We start from the raw sequence: 24087 nt of genomic DNA, 5'->3' as shown, positions 1-24087 counted from the left end.
TAACCTACTTTGTAATGAACTTATAGCCAAGTCCACGAACTGTTTTTATGTATTCTGGTTTACTTGGATCTTGTTCAATTTTTTCACGTAGTTTTCGAATGTGAACCATAACAGTATTATCATCTCCATTATAGGCAGGTGCTCCCCAAACTTTTTCGTATATTTCTTCTTTCGAAAATACGTAGTTCGGATTCTCGCAAAAGAAGAGTAGTAGTTGAAACAGTTGGGCGGAACATTCGACAACGTGTCCATGTACTGTAAGTTCTGCGGAATGTTGATCAATTTCAAATCTCCCAAATGAAATGGAGTGTGCGTTTTGTTCGTGTGGTACGGTTTGTTTCATATGTCTTCGAAGTTGTGCTTTCATACGAGCTACGACTTCTAATGGATTAAATGGCTTCGTAATATAATCATCTGCACCGTATGAAAATCCAGATATTTTATCTAAATCAGATGCCTTCGCTGATAGGAAGAAAATCGGACAATCTGTTTGTTGGCGAATAATCGGACAAATATCAAAACCAGATTGTCCAGGAAGCATGACATCTAAAATAATTAAATCGTAATTGTTTTGCTTGGTGAGAGATAAAGCTAATTCAGCTGATGTTGCAGTTGTAATATGAGAAAAACCTTCTTTTTCAAGAATGGTAGTTAGTAGTTGTAAAATTGCTGTTTCATCATCGACGAGTAATATATTTGCTTGATACATAAGAATCCCCCTTAATTTTCTCGAATATCATATCATCTTTTTGTAACATATGGAATTTTTAAGGAAAATTTAAGGTTTTCTTTCACAAAAAATTAAGATTCAAATGATATGATAAAAGTAACATAGGGGAGGAGATGAGTGTGAATCCGTTTCAAACGATGCGAGCTAGATATTTTTTAATTGTATTTGCATTATTAATTTTAGTAGCACGAAATAGTAATGAATTGCTAGAAAATACATTTCATATACAAAATTCTTCTTTTATAAATATTTTTATATTTTATATCCTTCCAATAATATGGCTGTTTTACGGATATAGAAAGCATCGTGTTTCATTTTCATTATTTATTAATAGAAACGAAACATTTAACCTAGTGCAAGTTTTGTACATCGCGATTATGCTATGTATTTTTAGTTACGGCTATCTTATTTTGTATATGTACAGCTTTGCATGGATTACACCAGATTTTATTATGAATGCCTTGCATGAACCGATTATAGATAGTACCGGAGGATATGTATATCAATTTATCATGGTTGTATTTATCGCGCCTATTGTCGGAGAATTTGTTTTTCGAGGATTTTTACTTCAGCGTTTTGCAGCAAAATGGGGAACGAGTATAGCGATGATTGCAGTGGCACTTTTATTTGCGATATTACATGTCGATTTTCTCGGTGCCGCCGTATTTAGTATCGTATTATCAATCGTATATATTCGTACGAAAAGCTTACTCATGCCAATTGTGATACATATGTTAAACAATACATTTGTACTCTGTGCATCTTTCCTAGTAAGTAGAGGAAAGATCATGAGTTTTGCAGATTTCTCAAACTATACGACGTTCTTTCCAGGACTTATTATTTTTATAACAGGATTAAATTTAGTACTCATTTTTTTATTTGTTAACCGCAAATACTGGAGTAAAGAAGTGCCAGTTATATATGCAGAGCAGGTAAAGAGTTTTGCAGATGTAGTGGGAGATAAATGAGATGAAGAAGACGTTTGAGAAAATATTGAAAGATATTATAGATGCTACGTCTATTACTGATATGTGTGATAAAAGCTTTTGTAATTGGATTCAACCTGTAGTAGATACAATTGTGTTTCCAGAGTATTAATTGTTTTCTAGTACTCATTTAAAAGAAAATATTATTTCTCTTCTTATTGTGTTAGGGATTTTAATAATATTCGGTCTAATTTTAGAAGCAATGATGAAGCGCATCTTCAGAAAAAATGAAGAGAAGTATGTGTGGGTTCATAAAGTATTCGCGAAAGTAATGGGGGCTTTCCTTTTGTTTTATGGTATGAAAACAATCATTTACTTTATAGCTTTGAAACATCATTAATTCTAAATTTGAAAGGAATGTATAAAATTATATGAATGAAACAATATCATCAAATAAGTTTTTTTATTTGATTTTACTTAGCATAGTGCTAATAACGACAGTAAATGTTATTCTCCGCTGGGAGGAAGCCTACTTTTTCATGTATTTAGCGCTCCATTTATTAGGGGTTTTATGTATAAGTGGTGGCATGGTTACTGAAAAAAAGAGTGACGAAAGTGTTAACTATATGTGTGTGATCGGTCTTGTTTTACTTTTAGCTGTACAAGGTATTATGAAATATAGTTCTTTTTCTGTACAAGATTTCAGTTTGTTAATAGATGTACTGCCTTAAGAAGGATTTTAAGGGTTATGAATATATAGGATATGTAAAAGGAGCTTGTTTGTAAGTACATTTCTTATACCAGATTATGAGCCGAAGAAAATATTTGAAAATAGGTGAAACTCTTCTTGTAATAGAAGAGTTTTTTTATGTAAATTGAACGGGCTAGAACAATTCTCACGATTAGCTTGTTCTAATTTTGAAAGTACGAACTTACAATAATAATAGACAGGCAGCATAGAGGAGGGAATAACGTGAGGAAAGTTATTGGGTGGTCGCTTTTTTTGTACGTCGGGTTTGCGTTATTTATATATTGGTATTTATTTGGATGGAATCATGAACTCATTCCGGACATGTATAAAGGAACGAGTGCAGATCCAGAAACCTTTATGAATGCGAAAGAGCTTACGCTAAGTCAAGATTATTCGCGCGTGAAAAATTTACTTTTCTTTTTAGCGACGCCTCTTGAATGGATTATTTTATTATTTGTACTCGTGCTCGGTATTTCAAGAAAGTTTGAGAAATGGTCGAAGGAAACGACCAAAATAAATGTCTTACAAGTTGCGATTTATTTCTTTTATTTATCACTACTAACAACAGTTCTTGCATTACCGATGCAATGGATCGGACGTAAAGTATCCGTTGATTACGGAATATCTACGCAAAGCACACAAAGCTGGATAAAAGATCATGTCATCGATTTTTGGGTGAACTATGCGACTATGTTACTCATTGTTACGATTTTGTTATGGCTTATCCGTAAATTCCCGAAGAGATGGTGGCTAGCAGGATGGGCGCTCTCTGTTCCGTTTACGATTTTTTTAACGTTTGTGCAACCTGTTGTAATTGATCCACTTTATAATGATTTTTCAACGCTGAAAAATAAGGAATTAGAAACGAAAATTTTAGCGATCGCAGATAAAGCTGATATTCCATCTGAACATGTATATGAAGTAAATATGTCGGAAAAAACGAATGCGTTAAATGCATATGTAACAGGAATTGGAAAAAACCTTCGTATTGTAATGTGGGATACAACACTTCAGCAGTTAAAAGATAAAGAGATTTTATTTATTATGGCCCATGAAATGGGACATTACGTAATGAAACATATATATTGGGGCGTTGCGAGTTATATTTTCATATCGTTTATAGGTATGTATTTAATTAGTCGTATTTTAAATATGTGTATTCGAAAATGGGGAGATACGCTGCAAATTTCCAAAATGGCATGTTTTTCAATTTTACCTTTATTTTTCTTAATTTCCTCTGTATTATCGTTTGCATCACAACCAGCAACAAACTACGTTTCTCGTATAGAGGAACGGGCGGCAGATCAATACGCTCTAGACATGACGAAAGATGGGGAATCAGGTGTGAAAACATTTCAATATTTATCAAAAACGAGCTTAAGCCAAGTGAATCCGCCTGCGTTAGTGAAGTTTTTCTTATATACACATCCACCAATTTTCGAAAGAATTCATACGTTCGAACAATATGAAAAAGAGAAGAAGCAGTAGTGTACTGCTTCTTTTTATTGTGGATGATTCGAGTTTTGGAAAATTACAGTGTATAATACATAGAATATTCAGTTAAATATTCAGGAGGTTAATATTTTGTTTCATTCAAAATCAATGCCGGCTATAAAAATGATCCTTTCGATGTCTATTTTCGGATCGATTGGATTTTTTTCTGTCCAAACGGGTTTACCATCTTTTGAATTAGTATTTATTCGTTGTATTTGTGCGACTTTATTTTTAACGCTATGTTGGTTTGCAACAGGACAATATAAAAATGAGAAATGGAATAAAAAAGAAATTGTGCAAATATTAGCGTGTGGTGTATTTCTCGTTTTTAACTGGGTGTTTTTATTTAAAGCGTTTGAACTCATGTCGATTACAATTGCGATTTCAGTGTATCATCTCGCTCCAATTATCGTATTAATGATCGGTAGTATCGTATTTAAAGAGAGACTTACAGTATTTGCTGTTATGTCCATTGTTATTTGTTTTATCGGTACAGTGTTAGTAGCTGGAGTGGACGGTAGTATGTCGCTTGAGAAGTTAATGTCATCTGGAATGGTATGGGCACTTCTTGCGGCTTTATTTTATGCTTTTACCACGTTACTAGGAAAGGGGATTCAGCATACGAGTGCATATGCGATGACCTTTTTACAAACGTTTTTAGGCATATTTTTATTGCTACCATTCGTAGATTTCGGACAGTTTCAAGGATTAACAGAGATGAATTGGATGATGATTACTGCGACAGGACTTATACATACTGGGTTTGTATATTACTTATTTTTTGACAGTTTAAGAGATTTACCGACGAGACTTATTTCTGTATTAGTGTTTTTAGATCCTGCTGTTGCAATTTTGTTAGATACGGTCTTTACCGGTTTTAGACCGACTAGTATGCAAATTGTAGGGATTGTCTTAATATTTGTAGGAATGGCGTTTACTTTTCGAAAAACGAAGGATGAAAAAGTAGTGGTAAAAGAAAATACGTATTATGAATTGTGAAAAATTACCTCCTATCGTATTGAGAAATTTCTTATTTTTTGTACAATATAAAAGTAGGAAAATAAAGGAAGAGGCGGATGAGAGAGATGAAAAAGTTATTAAAGATAGCGACATCATTAACTTTAATAGGGGGGATATTTGTTAGCGGTAATATTGTTTCAGCAAATACAGATGTAATTCAACAATCTCCACCTCCACCTGATATTATGCTAGAATTTGATGATTTAGCAAATGATCATTGGGCTTATAATGAAATTATGAATTTAGTATATCACCGTATTATGTATGGATATGGAAACGGTAAGTTTGGGGTAGAAGATAATATAACACGTGAACAAGCAGCAGCAGTACTACATCGCGCACTCAATTTAAAAAGAAGTCCATTTGAAGAGAATCCATATGAAGATATTAGTGGGAAATCAACAATGTTCCCTTACGAAATTTTACATTTAACAAGCCTTGGTATTTTTAAAGGAGACGAAAATGGGAATTTCCGTCCGAAAGCAACATTGACTCGTGCAGAATTAGCACAAATTTTAACGAAAGCATATGAGTTAAAAACAAAGCACCCGCACACATTTACAGATATACCAGAAAACTATTGGGCAAGAGATGCAATTAGTGCATTGCAGTCTAATAAAGTCGTGGTAGGAACCGGAGATGGTAAGTTCGAACCAGAAATGCTCGTTACACGTGGGCAATTTGCTAAGTTTTTACAACAAGCAATTTATAATTCACCAGCGAAATGGGAATAAATAAGAGTATAAAAGAGTACAAGTAGATTATACTTGTACTTTTTTGTCTGAAAGGTGAAATTCTTAGAAATAAAGGTTTTCTAAATGAATGAAAAATCAAAAATCAATTGATGAAATCTTATAATTTACATATAATTGTATTGTATGTAAATAAAGGGGAATGCAGGTGGCCGAAATGAAGAAAAAATTATTGAAGGTAGCTACATCGTTAACGTTAATGGGAGGTATATTTCTAACTATAAATGATGCATCTGCTTATGCTGAACTTGAAGATGAGATGATTATATTTCATGATGTAGCAGATGATCATTGGGCACGTACAGAAATATATAATTTAGCACACCATAACATTATGGTTGGCTATGGAAATGAAAGATTCGGTGTGGGAGATAATGTAACACGTGAACAAGCAGCAGCAGTACTTTTCCGTGCGCTTAAAATGCCTCAAGGACTAGAATATTTAGAGAATCCGTATAATGATATTAATGACAACTCAACAATGTTTTCTTATGAAATTAAAGCATTAACGACACGTCGTATTTTTAAAGGTGATGACAATGGGAATTTCCGTCCAAAGGATGCGCTAACTCGCGCAGAAGTAGCGCAAATACTTGCGACAGCATATGAATTTAAAGTGAAAGAAAAACATACATTTACTGATATACCAGAAAACCATTGGGCTAAAGATGCGATAAGCGCCTTACAATCTAATAAAGCTATAGTTGGAACTGGTAATGGTTTATTTGAACCAGAAAAACTTGTAACACGTGAACAGTATGCGAAGTTCTTAGATAATGCCATTCATAGATTCTACGCAAACGATTAATCTATGAAGCTCGAAAAAAGCGCAAATATGATATTTGCGCTTTTTTTGTCTATAAAGTGAAATTTTTATAAGTGAAGGACTTGATTAGTAGATAGTAGAATATTGTATATATAACATCTTTGCAAAAGCTTTTGTTTATCCTTTTTGAAAATCAAACAGAAAAATTAGAGCGCAAAGATGAGAATATATCTTCAAATGATTTGCATGCAATTCAGAATGCCAATTGGAATTGAGAGCGAATTGGCTCTCCTAGTAATCTTCAAAATAATAGATGTCAAAATGCAATATATTACATACGGCTTGTAAATACAGCATATGTAATATGGGGAAAGAATTTAGTCTATTATGTTCCACTTTTAATAAAGTGGAAATGAAGGAGCGAGGACAATGAAGAAAAAAATGTTCCGTATAATGGCGGCAGCGACTATTATGGGTGGATTATTGGTAAGTGCAAATGTTCCTAACATAAAAGCAGAAGAATATCCTGAAATGATTGTATTTGACGATGTCCCAGTAAACCATTGGGCATATGATTATATTCTAGATGCGGCATATCATAAAGTTATGCTAGGTTATGGAAATGGAAAGTTTGGTGTAGGTGATAACGTAACACGTGAACAAGTGGCGGCAGTACTGTATCGCGCACTTAATATAAAACATGAAGGACCGTTAAAAAATCCTTATAATGATATTTCTGAAAGATCAACAATGTTCCCGAATGAAATTTTAGCATTAACAGAACGCGGTATTTTTAAAGGTGATGAGAAGGGGAACTTTAGACCTAGAGAAACAATAACACGTGCAGAAGTAGCACAAGTTCTTACACAGACATATTCCTTTGAAGCGAAGCAACAGCATACATTTAAAGATGTACCGAATAATTACTGGGCAAAAAATGCAATTAGTGCCCTGCAATCAAATAATGTCATAGTAGGAACAGGAAATGGAAAGTTTGAACCGAATAAAGTTGTAACACGTGAGCAATATGCAACATTTTTATATAAAGCTATTATTAATTTCCATTTAAAAAATGAATAACATGAAATTTAAATTATATTAATATAGCATATTTTTTAAAAAAAGCGCGAAGATAACGCGCTTTTTTCTTATTTTAAATTGTTTATTTGTATATTTATTCTGCTGTTCATAGTTTGGTGAATAGTATTAAATGGGAAAAATATACTAATTTTAGTTACTTTTTATAATAAAAAATGCGATTTAGTAACTTTGTTGTTCACTAAGTATAAAGATAAGTATATGAAATACAGTTCACAAATTAGACAAATGTTATATGGATAAGTGTATTGTTACTTTTCCATGAATTCTTTATATTAGAAAAAAATATGTTTTTTTAGGGAGAGAACAAAGTGAAGAAAAAAATTTTAAAAGTAGCAACAGCTTTAACAATTATGGGTGGAATTGGATTAAGCGCTGAAGGTGCTGCAGCGAATGCTGAAGTAGCTGTAAAACAACAAGCTGTACCTGGCACATTTACAGATGTACCATCAGGACATTGGTCTTATGAAGCAATTCAAAACCTAAAAAACTGGGAAATTATTGCTGGTTACGGAGATGGAAGATTCGGTTTTGGGGATAATGTAACACGTGAGCAAGTAGCGGCGTTAATTTACCGTACGATTGATGGGGACCAATACTTTGATGAAGATCATGAGTTTGTAAGTACATATAACGATATCGTTGATGATAACTCAACGATGTTTCCAATTGAAATTTTAGCATTAACAGAATTAGAAATCTTTAAAGGTGATGGTAGTGGAAACTTCAGACCAAAAGATACGTTAACACGTGCAGAAATGGCACAAATTTTAACGGAAACATTTGAATTACAAGTAAAAAGTACACCAGGATTTAAAGATGTGCCAGCAGGACATTGGGCAGCTAAGGCAATTAATGCAGTAGGTTCAAATGGTATTTCAGCAGGTGATGGTTCAGGTAACTTTGCTCCAGGTATGAAAGTAACACGTGAACAATATGCACAGTTCCTATACAAAGCAATTTTAAATGGTGAGCAACAATAATTTATAAAAAAGAGCCAGTGTTATATAACGCTGGCTCTTTTTGTTGTTGAAATCATAATGGATAAACACAGTTTTGTAAAAAAACCATTAAATTTTCAAAAAAAACTTCCTTTTCCAAAAATTTGTTATATAATATAAAACATAAAATCAAATCTGTTATAAGACAGTTTAAGAAGGGGATGCTAATATGTCGACGCAAACTTCACGGGTTACACTCGTTGGAGAAATGTTACCAGCGTACAACGAAATATTGACACCTGAGGCGCTTAGTTTTTTAAAGGAACTGCATGGAAATTTCAATGAACGCCGCACGGAACTTTTACAAAAGCGTGTGGAGAAACAAAAAAGAATTGATGCAGGGGAGTTTCCTAAGTTTTTAGAAGAAACAAAGCATATACGTGAAGGGGATTGGACAATCGCCCAGCTTCCGAAAGATTTAGAGGATCGCCGCGTGGAGATTACTGGACCGGTGGATAGAAAGATGGTCATTAACGCTTTAAATTCAGGAGCACATCTTTTTATGGCAGACTTTGAAGATTCGAATGCACCAACTTGGAGAAATGCTGTCGAAGGTCAAATTAACTTACGAGATGCGAGTAAGGGAACGATCTCACATAAAAATGAAAACGGAAAAGAATATCGTTTAAATAGTAAAACAGCTGTATTAATTGTGCGTCCGAGAGGGTGGCATTTAGAAGAAAAACATATGCAAGTTGACGGCAAGAACATGTCTGGCAGTTTAGTAGATTTTGGCTTGTACTTTTTCCATAATGCGAAGGTGCTTTTAGCAAAAGGAAGTGGCCCGTACTTTTACTTACCAAAAATGGAAAGTTACTTAGAGGCAAGATTATGGAATGACGTTTTCGTATTCGCTCAAAAGTATATCGGTATTCCGAATGGAACGATTAAAGCGACTGTGTTAATAGAAACGATTCATGCTTCATTTGAAATGGATGAAATTTTGTATGAACTAAGAGATCATTCTGCTGGTTTAAACTGCGGACGATGGGATTATATATTTAGTTTCTTAAAGAGCTTCCGTAATCATAATAAATTTTTACTTCCGGATAGAGCGCAAGTCACGATGACAGCGCCGTTTATGCGCGCGTATTCTTTGAAAGTTATTCAAACGTGTCATCGTCGTAACGCGCCAGCAATCGGAGGAATGGCAGCGCAAATCCCAATTAAAAATGATCCAGAAGCAAATGAGGCTGCTTTCGAGAAAGTGCGTGCTGATAAGGAGCGCGAAGCTTTAGACGGTCATGACGGGACTTGGGTTGCCCACCCGGGACTTGTACCGGTTGCAATGGAAGTATTTAATCACATAATGAAAACGCCAAATCAAATTTTTAGAAAGCGTGAAGAAATACGTGTAACAGAAAAGGATTTATTAGAAGTACCAATGGGAACGATTACAGAAGGTGGTCTTCGCACGAATATTAACGTCGGTATTCAATATATTGCATCTTGGTTAAGCGGGAGAGGAGCAGCACCTATTTATAACTTAATGGAAGATGCGGCAACAGCGGAAATATCAAGAGCACAAATATGGCAGTGGATTCGTCATGAGAGCGGAAAGCTAAGTGACGGCCGTGATATCACTTTTAAATTGATGGAAGAATTGAAAGAAGAAGAACTAGCAAAAATAGAAAGAGAGATTGGTAAGGAAGCATTTAAGAAGGGGAGATTTGAAGAAGCTACAAAACTGTTTACAAACCTTGTTCGTAATAACGAGTTCATGCCGTTTTTAACATTACCGGGTTATGAAATTTTATAAGAAACAAGAAAAGGGGATGGAACATATGAAAAACGAAAGAATTGATAAATTGCAAGAAAGCTGGGAATTAGATACACGCTGGAAAGGGATCACACGTCCATATACAGCTGAAGATGTAATTCGTCTGCGCGGATCGATTGATATTGAACATACGTTAGCGCGCTGCGGTGCAGAGAAGCTTTGGAAATCACTTCATACAGAAGATTATATTAATGCACTTGGGGCATTAACAGGAAACCAAGCGATGCAACAAGTGAAGGCTGGATTAAAAGCAATTTATTTAAGCGGTTGGCAAGTAGCGGCAGATGCGAACCTTTCTGGACATATGTATCCTGACCAAAGCTTATATCCAGCGAACAGTGTGCCAGCTGTTGTAAAACGAATTAACCAAACACTTCAACGTGCTGATCAAATTCAGCATATGGAAGGTAGCGGCGATACAGATTATTTCGTCCCAATTGTGGCGGATGCTGAAGCTGGTTTTGGTGGACAATTAAACGTATTTGAACTAATGAAAGGGATGATTGAAGCGGGTGCATCTGGCGTGCACTTTGAAGACCAATTATCTTCAGAGAAAAAATGCGGGCATTTAGGCGGAAAAGTATTATTACCGACGCAAACAGCGGTGCGTAATTTAATTTCGGCACGTCTTGCTGCGGATGTAATGGGCGTACCAACAATTATCGTCGCAAGAACAGATGCAGATGCGGCAGATTTAATTACGAGTGATATCGATCCAGTTGATCAAGAGTTTATTACAGGTGAAAGAACGCCAGAAGGGTTTTATCGTACGAAAGCAGGTCTTGATCAAGCAATTGCACGTGGTTTAGCGTATGCACCGTATGCCGATCTCGTTTGGTGTGAAACATCGGAGCCAAATTTAGAAGATGCAAAACGCTTTGCGGACGCAATTCATAAGAAATATCCAGGGAAGCTACTTGCTTACAACTGTTCTCCTTCATTTAACTGGAAACAAAAACTAGATGAAAAAACAATTGCAAGCTTCCAAAAGGAAATTGCATCGTACGGTTATAAATTCCAGTTCGTAACGCTTGCTGGATTCCATTCGTTAAATTACGGCATGTTTGAATTAGCGCGTGGTTACAAAGAACGCGGCATGGCAGCATACTCTGAATTACAACAAGCAGAGTTCGCAGCAGAAAAAGATGGTTACTCTGCAACGCGCCATCAACGCGAAGTAGGAACAGGATACTTTGATGAAGTAGCACAAGTGATTACAGGCGGTACTTCATCAACGACTGCTCTAAAAGGATCCACAGAAGAAGAACAGTTTACGAAATAAAGGTAGAAGTAGGTGCCTGTTATAGGCATCTACTTCTATTTAAAAAATCCAATCTAATATAGTGAATATACCAATAATAGCAGTAAAAAGAAGGAATGCGAATAATGCTAGACAGCCCCATGTAAATAGTTTGTCTTTCCATGTTTCGTTATAATCATCAATTAGTTCCTCTACCACTTTTTTCTGCAATGGCTGTAAAGGATGTTCGGTGTATAGTCCTGTAATGATATTATGATCTCCTTTGAATTTTAAAGCACGTACAATATGATAAGAGTCGTTTCCCAACGATTTTTCAAATTGTAGACATGCCGCGTGCATAACATCTGTTTTCTCTTTTTCAAGATACCAATACCGTCCAGCCATTTCTGGGTATTGTAATGTAAAGTAAATATCACCGAGTTTTTTTCTAAGTGCTAATTCATTCGGATAAGTAGCGATTAATCCGTGTAATCTATCTCTTGCTTTTCCAAGATTGTTATTTTCAATATCTTTTTCAATTCTCTTTAATGTTTTTTTAGGGATTATTTCTGTCATATACTTCTCCTTGTTAGAATAGGTGTGGTTATATTTTATAAGAAATACTAAAATTTAGAAAATTTATTTTCAAAAAGGATTGTACATTCTATTTTAAGTATGCTATGATAATACCAGTTGAATAATTAAATTAAGCAATCCATATATTATCAAGTGCCGAAAACAAACGGGGAAAAGTATGTGAGAACTAGTTTATGTTTCGAATTTGATAATGTGTGGATTCTTTTTTTATACATGAAGACTAAATAAAATGTATTTTCGTAGGAGGAAATAATTATGACAGTTACAGGACAAGTAAAATGGTTTAACAACGAAAAAGGCTTCGGTTTCATCGAAGTTCCAGGCGAAAACGATGTATTCGTACATTTCTCTGCAATCGAAACTGAAGGTTTCAAATCTTTAGAAGAAGGCCAAAAAGTTAGCTTCGAAATTGAAGAAGGCAACCGTGGACCTCAAGCTAAAAACGTAATCAAACTATAATTTTATAGTTTATTATAGAAAAAAGGATGGCTTATGCCATCCTTTTTTTGTTGAATATGAAGAACAATGAATTGATAATCGATATGTAAAAAGGCTTTCCGTAAAGGAAGGCCTTTTAGTGTTCTTTCACAGCTTTTTTCTTTTCGCGTTTCTTACATTCTGGACATTTAGATTTACGAAAAGGCTTCGCGAAGAACAGTAAAATAAAAAATAAACCGAATATAATACTCGCTGAATTTTTTACGATAACAATGCTACTATTTTTCATTTGAATTGTTGGATGATCTTGCTTTTCTTCCATGAGAGACCTCCGTATATTTGATTTATCCCGCATTAACGGGCAGTAAGACTCCCACCTCAAAATTCAGCTGGAGCAAAGAAGTTAGGTGGGAGATCAACTGCCCGTAAACGCCCGATTGGTTCAACTAATAATCAGTGGGGGATGGACAAAACCCCCACTGATTAAAGTTTCACTTTATATTTTAATTATAGCAAAGTTGATTGTTGTAATGATGTGAAAAGAGGGGGTGATTATAAATATTTGTAGATAGTATAAATAATTTTTATATAGTCATTAACGTATTTATTTGTATATTATTATTTTAAGATTTATAAAGTGTTTGATAAATGATAAAAGATTGTAAAAAAGCGTAATCTGTAAACCACTTCCTTTTCATAGGTGCTAAAATTATATATGCAGCTGCTAATATAAATGGAAAAAAGGAGATAGTAGACTATGGAAAGTAAAGTAGAACGTTATGTCGAAAATTATGTTGTAAGCAAAAATACAATGGCCTTACTTCCTGTTGTTCTAGGAGAAAAGAAAGTTGTTACGCGAATTGTTGAAATGGAGGATTCTTTTTTCGTATTTCAAAAGCCACTTGATATTATAGAGAGAAGTTGCCGGAAACACGGTTCTAGTTTCTTTGGAAGAAAAGAAGGAACGAAAGAGTTAACTCGTATTACACATAAAGCTCCTATCGCAATTAGCCCGACAGATCAACTTTATTTTTTCCCTACGTATTCTTATTCTCGAAAAGAGTGTGCGTGGTTGTCTCATTTTCATATTGAAGGTAATAAAGAATTAAAAGATGGAAATCTTATTATTAGATTTATAAATGGTTTCGCTGTGAAACTAGAAATGTCAAAAATTAGCTTTGAAAATCAGCAAAATCGTACAGCGAAATTGCGGACAGAATATGAAGACCGTAAGAAAAAACAAGGGAATCCTTGCTTTAAAGAGATTGATAAAAATGAAGAATCTAAATTAACACCAGCATATGAGAAAGTGTATTTTGTGAAGGAAGGCGAAGTGTAAGAGGGAAAGGATGGGGAGACTCATCCTTTTTGATTTCGTTATATATACTATTTACACGGTAAGATTCATAAATAAAACAAGGTCAATTCCCTGAATTTTCAGCCTATAATAACTTAAGATAATATAAAATTACAATATAAGGTTTATTTTTTAAATATTCTTAATTTAGTGTGATTATATATTATTTTATATTCGCGGTATACAGGATAGTTCTTTCCTTATTATATAAAAAAGGGGGCTGTTATATTGAAAAGGACCATGTTATTTTGGGCGCAATATATTCTTGTTTTGCCTATATTATTTCTTACCTTTATGTTTACTGGTTTCGTTGGCAGTCAGTTAATGATAGGTGCTGATAAACAACATTTTATTTTTACGCCTCAAAATGCAACAGAATATAGTCAAATTAGTGAAATTGATAAATTGCTATTTGCTTTTTCAATTCAACCAGTTGTCACCATAGTATTTCTTCTATCGATCGTGTACGCACTGACACTTATTGTCTTGCAAATGATTGAATGTAAGAAGCAAAGAAAGATAGTACATAGCTTGCAATATATGATTCTCATACCAATTTTTCTTTACGTGTGGTTAGGGACGATGCAATTTTCCGCAGTTGATTTAACTTGGATAGATAATTGGCAAGAGCACCTTATATTCACTCCTACTACTATAACGAATGAGCAAGATATATATACGATTGATAAGTTTTTATACAAATTTCGAATGTTACCTATTCCAAGTATAGTATTAATACTATCTTTCTTATATTTATTAATACTTATCGTGATTGATAGTATACGCTTACTAAAAAAGTTTCTTGTAAGAACTAGTCATTAGAAAAGGAGAATTGTTTGAAGGTATAACAATTATTTGTCATTACTCATTTCCATACAGGTAGAAATAACCTTACGCGTAGTAAGGGTTTTTTTGAAACTACAGATTGACACTTTCTGTAGTTTCTTCTTTTTTATAATATGTAACCGTTAAGTTATAATCTGTGCGTGGTGTCTAAATTATTCTCATGTCTTGTCGAATATTGAAAGATTATCATAGCGTGATAATGAAGGAATTCTAATGAAAGATATGGAAACTTTAATAAATACATCTCCATATGTCGTATCTACCATTTCCTCTTTCATTTAAGCAATGATACAGTAGAGGTAGTAATTAGAGTAAAGGGGTAAAGTGTAGAATGGATTTTCAAACGATCAAAGAATATTTTTCACCAGAAAATATGGATCATATTGTTGAAAGTTATCGTGCGTTCGGACCGCTTCTTGGTATTGGTTTACCGATGATAGAGGCGCTTATTCCAGCATTGCCTCTCATCGTGTTTGTGTTGGCGAATGCTGTTGCATTTGGCTTTTGGTTCGGTTTTCTTTATTCATGGCTTGGGTCAGTAATTGGTGCAATGCTTGTATTTTTCATTATTCGTAGCTTTGGAAGAAGTCGTTTCTTTTCTTTTGTAAATAAGCATGAGAGAGTGCGAAAAGCGATGGGATGGATTGAAAGAAAAGGATTCGCGCCAATCTTTGTTATATTTTGTTTTCCGTTCACACCGTCTGCGCTTATAAATGTTGTAGCTGGTTTATCTCGCATTAGCGTAAAACAGTTTGGACTAGCATTAGCATTCGGAAAGCTTGTTATGATCTTTATTTTAACGTATATCGGTCATGACTTAATGTCGTTTATTCATAAACCGTTGAAATCGGTTATTGTGGGCGTTGTTATTTTTATTTTATGGTATGTAGGTAAAAAAATTGAAGTAAAGTTAGAACTACATTAGGACTAGTCTTCTTTGTAAAGGAAAGCTTCATTATTAAAGGGCGAGGGGAGAAGCGAATGAAGAAAACTTTGAAAAAAGAAGGGCTAGAGTGGATAAGAACAATTTTAATTGGTGTACTATTAGCTGTATTTTTTCGAACGTTTTTCTTTTCAACTTACGTTGTAGAGGGGAAGTCAATGATGCCGACATTGCAAGATGGAAATATGCTCGTTGTGAATAAGGTGAGTTATCAAGTAGGGGACTTGAATCGATTTGATGTCGTCGTTTTTCATGCGAATAAAAAAGAGGACTATGTAAAGCGAATTATCGGTTTACCTGGGGATCATATTGAATATAAACAGGATAAACTATATATAAACGGACAATTCGTGGATGAACCTTATTTAGAGACGTATAAGAAAGAGACAAATGGACGGCAATTAACAGGCGATTTTAAACTAGAAGAGTTAACGAAAGAAAAGTTTGTACCACCCGGTTCTATTTTTGTAGTTGGTGACAACCGCCTTGGTAGCTGGGATAGTAGGCACTTCGGCTTTGTGAAAGCTGATACAGTTGTCGGTAAAGTTGATTTACGATATTGGCCGATTCAAGAGGTACAAACGAATTTTTCAAAAGGCTGATATAATAAAATGAAGTATAAGGAAAAGACAAACAGCTCAGTTTGTCTTTTTTCGTGTCCTATAATACAATTATGGTAGCAAACTAACGTTCGTTATGTAAGTGAAAGGTGGGGTTACATGTCACTTCGATTTGTGATTGGTAGAGCTGGAAGTGGAAAAAGTACACTTTGTTTACACGAAGTGCAAGAAGAGTTAAAGCAGCGTCCAAGAGGGAAAACAATATTATATCTTGTGCCAGAACAGATGACATTCCAAACGCAGCAGGCGTTAATTGGGAGCGAAGATGTAAGAGGTTCTATTCGGGCACAAGTTTTTAGTTTTTCGCGATTAGCGTGGAAGGTGCTGCAAGAAGTTGGCGGAGCGAGTCGTCTTCATATTGATGAAGCTGGTGTACATATGTTGCTTCGTAAAATTGTAGAATCTCGTAAAGATGGACTATCTGTGTTTCAAAAAGCAGCGGAGCAAAACGGTTTCTTTGAACATCTTGGTAGTATGATTGCGGAGTTTAAACGTTACAATGTGACGCCGTCTAACGTATATGAAATGTGGCAACAATTAGACACGCATAGCAGTAGTGCAGAGCAAAAACTACTAGCGAATAAAGTGTATGATTTACAGTTACTATATGATGATTTTGAACGTGCTTTAATCGGAAAGTATTTAGATTCAGAAGACTACTTACAATTATTAATTGAGAAGCTTTCAGACTCTGAGTATGTAAAAGGCGCGGAAATTTATATAGATGGATTCCATTCATTTTCTCCTCAAGAGCTAGAAATCGTTAGAGGGCTAATGAGATTAGGAACTAGAGTAACAATAACATTAACGATAGATGAAAAAACGTTAGCGCAGCCAGTGAATGAACTAGATTTATTTTATGAAACGACGTTAACGTATGAAAGAATAAAACAAGTAGCTCGTGAAGAGAAAATAGAAGTTGAAAAAACAATTCCCCTTATGGAACAGCCGCGTTTTCATTCGCAAGCATTAGCGCATTTAGAAATGCATTACGAAGCGCGTCCAAATGAAAAGTTTCACGGTGAAGCGAGTGTGACAATTAGTACAGCAGCTAATTTACGAGCTGAAGTAGAAGGTGTTGCTCGTGAAATTCGAAGACTTGTGGCGGATGAAGACTATCGTTACCGAGATATCGCAGTACTTCTTCGTAACGGAGAAAGTTATTATGATGTAATGCGAACGTTATTTACAGATTATAATATCCCGCATTTCATCGATGAAAAACGCCCGATGTCACATCATCCGCTAGTAGAATGTATTCGTTCGGCACTCGAGATTATTAGCGGGAATTGGCGTTATGATGCAGTGTTCCGCTGTGTGAAAACAGAGCTCTTATATCCACTAGACGTAAGAAAAGAAGCGATGCGCGAAGAGATGGATGAGTTTGAAAACTACTGTTTAGCGTACGGTGTACAAGGGAAGCGATGGACTTCTGAAGATCCGTGGATGTATCGTCGTTATCGTTCTCTTGATGATGCGAGCGAAATGATAACAGACAGTGAGCGTGAAATGGAAGAGAAAATAAATCGACTTCGCGACGTTGTAAGAACGCCAGTTATTCGTATGCAAAAAAGACTGAAGCGTGCTGGAACAGTTATGCAAATGTGCGAAGCGGTATATTTATTTTTAGAGGAGCTTGACGTTCCGAAAAAACTAGCAGCATTACGTATTCGTGCAGAAGAAAGCGGAGATTTCTTATTTGCGACAGACCATGAGCAAGTATGGGAAGAAGTGATGAGCCTTCTTGATACGTTCGTTGAGATGCTTGGCGAAGAGAAGATGTCCCTGTCTATGTTCACTGATGTAATGACGACGGGTCTTGAGGCACTTCAATTTGCGAACATTCCGCCGTCACTAGATCAAGTGTTAGTTGCTAACATTGATCATTCTAGATTATCAGATGTTAAAGCGACGTTCATTATTGGAGTAAATGAAGGAGTGATTCCAGCAGCGCCTATGGATGAAGGTATGCTTTCTGATGAGGAAAGAAATGTTCTCACCGCTGCAGGTATCGAATTAGCACCAACGACGAGACAAACTTTATTAGAAGAACAGTTCGTTATGTATCAAATGGTGACGAGAGCATCTGAGAAGTTATACATTTCCTGTCCGCTTGCGGATGAAGAAGGAAAGACGTTACTTGCTTCTAGTTTTATTAAGAAAATAAAAAGAATGTTCCCGGATGTGAAAGAATCGTTTATTACGAACGATGTAAATGACTTATCGCGTTCGGAACAAATTTCATATGTAGCAACGCCAGAAGTAACGTTGTCTTACGTAATGCAGCAACTGCAAACGTGGAAGCGATACGGATTTGAAGGCAATTTAGACTTTTGGTGGGATGTATATAACTTCTACGTTACTTCAGATGAATGGAAGCAAAAAAGTAGCCGCGTGTTATCGAGTTTATTCTACCGAAATCGTGCACAGAAACTAAGTACAGATGTAAGTAGGGATTTATATGGAGATACAATTAAGGGAAGCGTTTCTCGTATGGAACTATTTAATCGCTGTGCGTACGCTCATTTTGCTCAGCACGGTTTATCGCTAAGAGAGCGTGATATTTTCAAACTTGATGCGCCAGATATCGGTGAATTATTCCATGCAGCGCTGAAGAGAATTGCAGACAAGCTATTACGTGAAAATCGTACTTGGGCGGATTTATCAATAAAAGAGTGTGAGCATCTATCTACTTTAGTAATAGAAGAAATTGCACCGTTATTACAAAGACAAATTTTATTAAGTTCAAACCGTCATTTCTATTTAAAACAAAAACTACAACAAATCATTTTCCGTACATCGCTTATTCTTCGTGAACATGCGAAGTCGAGTGGCTTTGTACCGGTTGATTTAGAAGTACCGTTCGGTATGGGCGGGACAGGATCGCTTCCGCCAATGGAATTTGCGTTGCCAAATGGTGTGAAGATGGAAGTAGTTGGCCGTATTGACCGTGTTGATAAAGCGGAAGATGAGAGTGGTACGTTCCTTCGTATTATTGATTATAAATCAAGTTCGAAAGCGTTAGATTTAACAGAAGTGTATTACGGACTCGCACTTCAAATGTTAACGTATTTAGATGTTGTTACTGCAAATGCACATACGTGGATGAAAAAGGGCAGTACTGCATCACCGGCGGGTGTATTGTATTTCCATATTCATAACCCGATTGTTGAGATGAAAGGCGATGCATCTGAAGAAGAAATTGAGAAAGAAATTTTAAAGAAATTTAAAATGAAAGGGCTCGTACTAGGAGATGCTGACGTTGTGCGTTTAATGGATAATAAACTTTCAACAGGAAGCTCTGATATTATTTCTGCTGGTCTGAAAAAAGATGGTAGTTTTAGTGCGCGTTCTAGCATTGCAAGTGAACAAGAGTTTAACGTACTTCAAAAATATGTACATCACTCGTTTGAAAATATCGGAAAAGACATAACAGAAGGTGTTATCGATATTGCTCCTTACAAAAAGGGGAATAAAGCGGCATGTACGTTCTGTAACTTCAAATCTGTTTGTCAATTTGATGAATCACTTGAAGATAACCAATTCCGTATGTTAAAAGATATGAAAGATAGCGAAGCAATGGAGAAAATTAGAGAGGAGGTTGGCGGAGAATGATAGAAAATTGGCCTGAGAAACCAGAAGGTAGTCAATGGACATATGATCAGTGGAAAGCGGTTGTAGCGAACGGACGTGATATTTTAGTCGCAGCGGCAGCTGGATCAGGAAAAACAGCAGTATTAGTTGAACGTATTATTAAAAAGATTATAAGTGAGGAAAATCCAGTCGATGTCGACCGCCTGCTCGTTGTAACATTTACGAATGCAGCGGCGCAAGAAATGAAAAATCGAATTGGGGAAGCGTTAGAAAAAGTATTAATTGATGGGCCAGGTTCACAGCATATAAGAAAACAGCTTAGCTTATTAAATAAAGCTTCCATTTCTACAATTCATTCATTTTGTTTACAAGTTATTAGAGGATATTATTACATGCTTGATGTCGATCCTCGCTTTCGTATTGCGAACCAAACAGAAAATGAGTTATTAAAAGAAGAAGTGCTAGATGACATATTAGAAGAAGAGTATGGAATCGAAGATAATAGTATTTTCTTTGAATTAGTTGATCGTTATACGAGTGACCGTAGTGACGATGACTTACAACGAATGATTTTAGCGCTTCATACAGAATCAAGAGCGCATCCAAATCCGGAGAAGTGGCTTGATAAATTAGTAGAAGCATACGACGTTGAAGGAAAGACGATTGAAGATTTAGTGTACGCTTCTTACTTATTAGAAGATGTGAAATTCCAGCTTGAAACAGCGGAAGAGCATATTCGTAAAGCGACTGAACTCGCAATGCTTCCTGATGGCCCAGCGCCTCGCGTTGAAACCCTGCAAGCGGATTTAGCTTTACTTGGAACGTTATCATCAGCAGCTCGTGGGTCGTGGACAAGCGTTTATGAAGCGATGCAAAATGTATCTTGGCAAACATTAAAGCGTATTAAGAAAAGTGATTACAACGAAGATGTTGTAAAGCAAGTGGATTCTCTTCGTAATAAAGCGAAAGATGAAGTAAAGAAATTACAAGAAGAGTTATTTAGCCGCAGACCCGAAAGTTTCTTACGAGATTTTCAAGATATGCATCCTGTATTAGAAAAGCTTGTGAAGCTTGTAAAAGTATTTACAGAGCGTTTCCAAGCGATTAAGCGAGATAAAGGAATGGTCGATTTCACAGATTTAGAGCATTTCTGTTTGCAAATTTTAAGTGAGCAAAGTGAAGACGGTGAAATGAAGCCGTCAGCAGTAGCACTTCAATATCGTAATAAATTTGCTGAAGTACTAGTCGATGAATATCAAGATACGAACTTTGTACAGGAATCAATTATTAAATTCGTAACGAAAGATTCTGAGAGTGAAGGAAACTTGTTCATGGTTGGTGACGTAAAACAGTCAATCTATCGTTTCCGACTAGCAGAGCCTGGTTTATTCTTAGGAAAATATAAACGTTTCACACAAGAAGGATTGGACGGCGGAATGAAGATTGACTTAGCGAAAAACTTCCGTAGCCGTCATGAAGTGCTAGCAGGTACGAACTTTATCTTCAAACAAATTATGGGCGAAGAAGTCGGAGAAATCGATTATGATGCTGACGCTGAATTAAAGCTAGGTGCTAGCTATCCAGAAGGTGAAGATGTAGCGGCAGAGCTATTATGTATTCAGCAAACGGAAGAAGAAGTGCAAGACGGAGAAGAAGGTGCCGAAGTAGAAAAAGCGCAGCTGGAAGCTCGTCTTATGGCGCAGCGTATTAAAGCGATGGTCGATTCAGGTTATGAAGTGTATGACCGTAAAACTGATAGTATGCGCCAAGTACAATATCGTGATTTCGTTATTTTACTTCGCTCCATGCCGTGGGCACCACAAATTATGGAAGAGTTAAAACTACAAGGAATTCCAGTATATGCTGACCTTGCGACTGGTTACTTTGAAGCGACAGAAGTAAATATTATGATGAACGTATTCCGCGTTATTGATAATCCGATGCAAGATATACCGCTTGCAGCTGTACTTCGTTCACCGATCGTTGGACTAAATGACGAAGAACTTGCGACGCTTCGTGCTCATGGAAAGAAAGGTTCGTTTTATGAAGTGATGAGTTCATTCTTAAAAGGGGCACCACTTGATGAGGAACAAGAACTTCATGATAAATTAGAGTGGTTTTATAACTTACTGCAAGGATGGCGTGAATTCGCGCGTCAACAGTCACTTTCTGATTTAATTTGGAAAGTGTACGGTGAGACAGGGTATTACGACTTTGTTGGCGGTTTACCAGCCGGAAAGCAAAGACAAGCAAACCTGCGTGTACTTTATGACCGTGCAAGACAATATGAAGCAACATCGTTTAGAGGATTATTCCGCTTCTTACGCTTTATTGAGCGTATTTTAGAACGCGGTGATGATATGGGAACGGCGAGAGCTCTCGGTGAACAAGAAGACGTAGTTCGCATTATGACGATTCATAAAAGTAAAGGGCTAGAGTTCCCAGTCGTATTTGTAGCTGGACTGGGTCGCCGTTTTAATACACAAGATTTAATGAAGCGTTTCTTACTTCATAAAGATTTCGGTTTCGGTTCACAATTTATCGATCCGCGTAAACGAATTAAATATACGACATTATCGCAACTAGCGATTAAGCGTAAAATGAAGATGGAATTAATAGCAGAAGAAATGCGTGTATTATACGTAGCTTTAACACGTGCGAAAGAGAAGTTAATTTTAATTGGAACAGTTAAGGATGCAAATAAAGAAATGGAAAAATGGCTTGATGCACGGGAACATAGTGAGTGGTTATTACCAGATCATATACGCGCGGGAGCGTCATGTTATTTAGATTGGATTGCGCCGTCACTGTATAGGCACCGTGATAGTGAAATGCTTCTGGAATTAGGACAAGGAAATATTCCAGGTGAAATTTATGGGTATGATACTAGCTGGAAAGTAGAAGTTGTTGAAGGAAAAGATCTACTTGCACCAGAACCAGTTCAAGAAGAGAAACAAGAATTGCTAGAAGCGCTTCGTGAGAAAAAGGCTGTTCCGTTAGAGAGTGAACGAAAAGAAGAAGTGTACGACAGATTAATGTGGGAATACGGGTATGAGGACGCGACATCTCACCGTGCGAAACAATCTGTTACAGAGATAAAGAGAAATTATCAATCTGAAGAAGGCAGCGATAACGCTTTTATTAAAAAACTTCGTGCACCAATTAAAACACGCCCGCGCTTTATGGAGAAAAAAGGACTAACATACGCAGAGCGAGGGACAGCAGTCCATGCTGTTATGCAACATGTAGACTTGAAGAAACCAATTACAATTGAAGTTCTTCAAGAACAAATTGCAAGAATGGTAAATAAAGAACTATTAACATTTGAGCAAGCTGAAGAAATAGCGATTGAAAAAGTAATTTCATTCTTTGAAAGTAATCTTGGTAAAAGAGTATTAGCCGCGAAAAGTGTAGAGCGTGAAGTACCATTTACGATGATGCTTTCAGCAGAAGAAGCGTATCAAGATTGGCAAGGGAAGAAAGGCGAATCAATACTTGTCCAAGGGGTTATCGACTGCATGATCGAAGAGGAAGACGGAATTACGTTAATCGACTTTAAAACAGATACGATTGAAGGGAAATTCCCAGGCGGATTCGATCAAGCGAAACCAATTTTAGAAGATCGATACAAAGTACAACTATCACTATATGCAAAAGCACTCGAGAAAAGCTTACAACATCCTGTGAAAGAGAAATGTTTATATTTCTTTGATGGGAATCATGTTGTAAATATTGAGGAATAGAGCTTAGAGAGGGATTATGGATTATGGCGACGTTAAGAACCTGTGATCAAGGACACGAGTACTACAAAAGTAGCGATTGTCCAACTTGCCCAACCTGTGAGAAAGAGAGAAAGCCAAAAGAAGGCTTTCTTTCTCTTCTTTCAGCACCAGCAAGGCGAGCGTTAGAACATTATGGAATTCATACTTTAGAAGAACTTTCAAAGTACAGTGAAAAAGAAATTTTGAAACTGCACGGTATAGGGCCAGCATCTTTACCTAAATTGAGAACGGCTTTAGAAGATAAGGGATTATCATTTAAATAAAGAAAAACTAATCATTAGTGGGGAGTAGTATCTTCACTAATGATTAGTTTATATAATCGGTATTAATTAGCTGGATAAACACGTATAAC

General features: G+C 36.0%; 21 protein-coding genes and 1 pseudogene. 19 read left to right on the top strand and 3 right to left on the bottom strand.

What is annotated here, in order from left to right:
* Window positions 1–4: 4 nt before the first annotated feature.
* Window positions 5–709, bottom strand: a complete 705-nt coding sequence (locus QCI75_RS21270; RefSeq protein ID WP_144508707.1) for a response regulator transcription factor — start codon at window positions 707–709, stop codon at window positions 5–7.
* Window positions 710–849: 140 nt separating this feature from the next.
* Between QCI75_RS21270 and QCI75_RS21265 the strand changes: the two genes are divergently transcribed.
* The 11 genes and pseudogenes from QCI75_RS21265 to aceA all read left to right on the top strand — a co-directional run bounded on the left by QCI75_RS21265 (window position 850) and on the right by aceA (window position 11600).
* Window positions 850–1698, top strand: a complete 849-nt coding sequence (locus tag QCI75_RS21265) for a CPBP family intramembrane glutamic endopeptidase (RefSeq protein ID WP_144508708.1) — start codon at window positions 850–852, stop codon at window positions 1696–1698.
* Window position 1699: 1 nt separating this feature from the next.
* Window positions 1700–2056 (top strand): annotated as a pseudogene (locus QCI75_RS21260) (hypothetical protein).
* 31 nt (window positions 2057–2087) lie between these two features.
* Window positions 2088–2387 carry a DUF2101 family protein gene (locus tag QCI75_RS21255; protein ID WP_002201425.1) on the top strand — a complete coding sequence of 100 codons (300 nt, stop codon included), beginning with the start codon at window positions 2088–2090 and terminating at the stop codon, window positions 2385–2387.
* Between the two features lie 242 nt (window positions 2388–2629).
* On the top strand, window positions 2630–3895 hold the full coding sequence (locus QCI75_RS21250; protein WP_144508709.1) for a M48 family metallopeptidase: 1266 nt from the start codon (window positions 2630–2632) through the stop codon (window positions 3893–3895).
* A gap of 96 nt (window positions 3896–3991) precedes the next feature.
* Complete coding sequence (locus tag QCI75_RS21245; protein WP_144508710.1) at window positions 3992–4900, top strand: DMT family transporter; 909 nt, start codon at window positions 3992–3994, stop codon at window positions 4898–4900.
* A 77-nt stretch (window positions 4901–4977) separates the two neighbouring features.
* A complete protein-coding gene (locus QCI75_RS21240) occupies window positions 4978–5655 on the top strand; it encodes an S-layer homology domain-containing protein (protein WP_144508711.1) in 678 nt (225 codons plus the stop codon).
* Between the two features lie 175 nt (window positions 5656–5830).
* Window positions 5831–6481, top strand: coding sequence for an S-layer homology domain-containing protein (locus QCI75_RS21235; protein ID WP_144508712.1), 651 nt, complete (start codon window positions 5831–5833; stop codon window positions 6479–6481).
* A gap of 387 nt (window positions 6482–6868) precedes the next feature.
* A complete protein-coding gene (locus QCI75_RS21230) occupies window positions 6869–7519 on the top strand; it encodes an S-layer homology domain-containing protein (protein WP_353761118.1) in 651 nt (216 codons plus the stop codon).
* Window positions 7520–7848: 329 nt separating this feature from the next.
* Window positions 7849–8520: an S-layer homology domain-containing protein gene (locus QCI75_RS21225; RefSeq protein WP_144505921.1), complete on the top strand. Its 672-nt coding sequence runs from the start codon at window positions 7849–7851 to the stop codon at window positions 8518–8520.
* 187 nt (window positions 8521–8707) lie between these two features.
* A complete protein-coding gene (aceB, locus tag QCI75_RS21220) occupies window positions 8708–10297 on the top strand; it encodes a malate synthase A (protein ID WP_353761117.1) in 1590 nt (529 codons plus the stop codon).
* Window positions 10298–10322: 25 nt separating this feature from the next.
* On the top strand, window positions 10323–11600 hold the full coding sequence (gene aceA / locus QCI75_RS21215; RefSeq protein ID WP_002149914.1) for an isocitrate lyase: 1278 nt from the start codon (window positions 10323–10325) through the stop codon (window positions 11598–11600).
* Window positions 11601–11639: 39 nt separating this feature from the next.
* Here the strand turns inward: aceA and QCI75_RS21210 are convergent, their stop codons facing one another.
* Window positions 11640–12134 carry a DUF6584 family protein gene (locus QCI75_RS21210; RefSeq protein ID WP_353761116.1) on the bottom strand — a complete coding sequence of 165 codons (495 nt, stop codon included), beginning with the start codon at window positions 12132–12134 and terminating at the stop codon, window positions 11640–11642.
* Between the two features lie 276 nt (window positions 12135–12410).
* On the opposite strand from QCI75_RS21210, the gene cspA reads away from it, so the two are divergent.
* Window positions 12411–12614, top strand: a complete 204-nt coding sequence (gene cspA, locus QCI75_RS21205) for an RNA chaperone/antiterminator CspA (protein ID WP_000218989.1) — start codon at window positions 12411–12413, stop codon at window positions 12612–12614.
* 115 nt (window positions 12615–12729) lie between these two features.
* On the opposite strand, the gene QCI75_RS21200 is transcribed toward cspA, so the two are convergent.
* Window positions 12730–12915: a hypothetical protein gene (locus QCI75_RS21200; protein ID WP_002011281.1), complete on the bottom strand. Its 186-nt coding sequence runs from the start codon at window positions 12913–12915 to the stop codon at window positions 12730–12732.
* Between the two features lie 435 nt (window positions 12916–13350).
* On the opposite strand from QCI75_RS21200, the gene QCI75_RS21195 reads away from it, so the two are divergent.
* The 7 genes from QCI75_RS21195 (at window position 13351) to QCI75_RS21165 (ending at window position 23998) form a co-directional block, all read left to right on the top strand.
* Window positions 13351–13932: a competence protein ComK gene (locus QCI75_RS21195; RefSeq protein WP_144505925.1), complete on the top strand. Its 582-nt coding sequence runs from the start codon at window positions 13351–13353 to the stop codon at window positions 13930–13932.
* A 243-nt stretch (window positions 13933–14175) separates the two neighbouring features.
* Window positions 14176–14772 (top strand): DUF4306 domain-containing protein, encoded by a 597-nt coding sequence (locus QCI75_RS21190; protein WP_353761564.1) that lies wholly within the window; start codon window positions 14176–14178, stop codon window positions 14770–14772.
* 355 nt (window positions 14773–15127) lie between these two features.
* Window positions 15128–15721 carry a TVP38/TMEM64 family protein gene (locus tag QCI75_RS21185; protein ID WP_353761115.1) on the top strand — a complete coding sequence of 198 codons (594 nt, stop codon included), beginning with the start codon at window positions 15128–15130 and terminating at the stop codon, window positions 15719–15721.
* 56 nt (window positions 15722–15777) lie between these two features.
* Window positions 15778–16341 carry a signal peptidase I gene (gene lepB / locus QCI75_RS21180; RefSeq protein WP_144505928.1) on the top strand — a complete coding sequence of 188 codons (564 nt, stop codon included), beginning with the start codon at window positions 15778–15780 and terminating at the stop codon, window positions 16339–16341.
* Window positions 16342–16458: 117 nt separating this feature from the next.
* On the top strand, window positions 16459–19974 hold the full coding sequence (gene addB, locus QCI75_RS21175; RefSeq protein WP_353761114.1) for a helicase-exonuclease AddAB subunit AddB: 3516 nt from the start codon (window positions 16459–16461) through the stop codon (window positions 19972–19974).
* The gene (gene addA / locus QCI75_RS21170) at window positions 19971–23696 is read left to right on the top strand and encodes a helicase-exonuclease AddAB subunit AddA (protein WP_353761113.1); all 3726 of its coding nucleotides are present in this window, start codon (window positions 19971–19973) and stop codon (window positions 23694–23696) included. The genes addB and addA overlap by 4 nt, the downstream gene beginning before the upstream one ends.
* Before the next feature lie 23 nt (window positions 23697–23719).
* Window positions 23720–23998: an RNA polymerase alpha subunit C-terminal domain-containing protein gene (locus QCI75_RS21165; RefSeq protein WP_105584288.1), complete on the top strand. Its 279-nt coding sequence runs from the start codon at window positions 23720–23722 to the stop codon at window positions 23996–23998.
* Window positions 23999–24087: the final 89 nt, after the last annotated feature.

Source organism: Bacillus cereus group sp. RP43 (assembly GCF_040459645.1).
Lineage (GTDB): Bacteria > Bacillota > Bacilli > Bacillales > Bacillaceae_G > Bacillus_A > Bacillus_A mycoides_C.
Note: the sequence above shows the minus strand (reverse complement) of the source record. Positions and strands in the feature narration are given on the sequence as shown.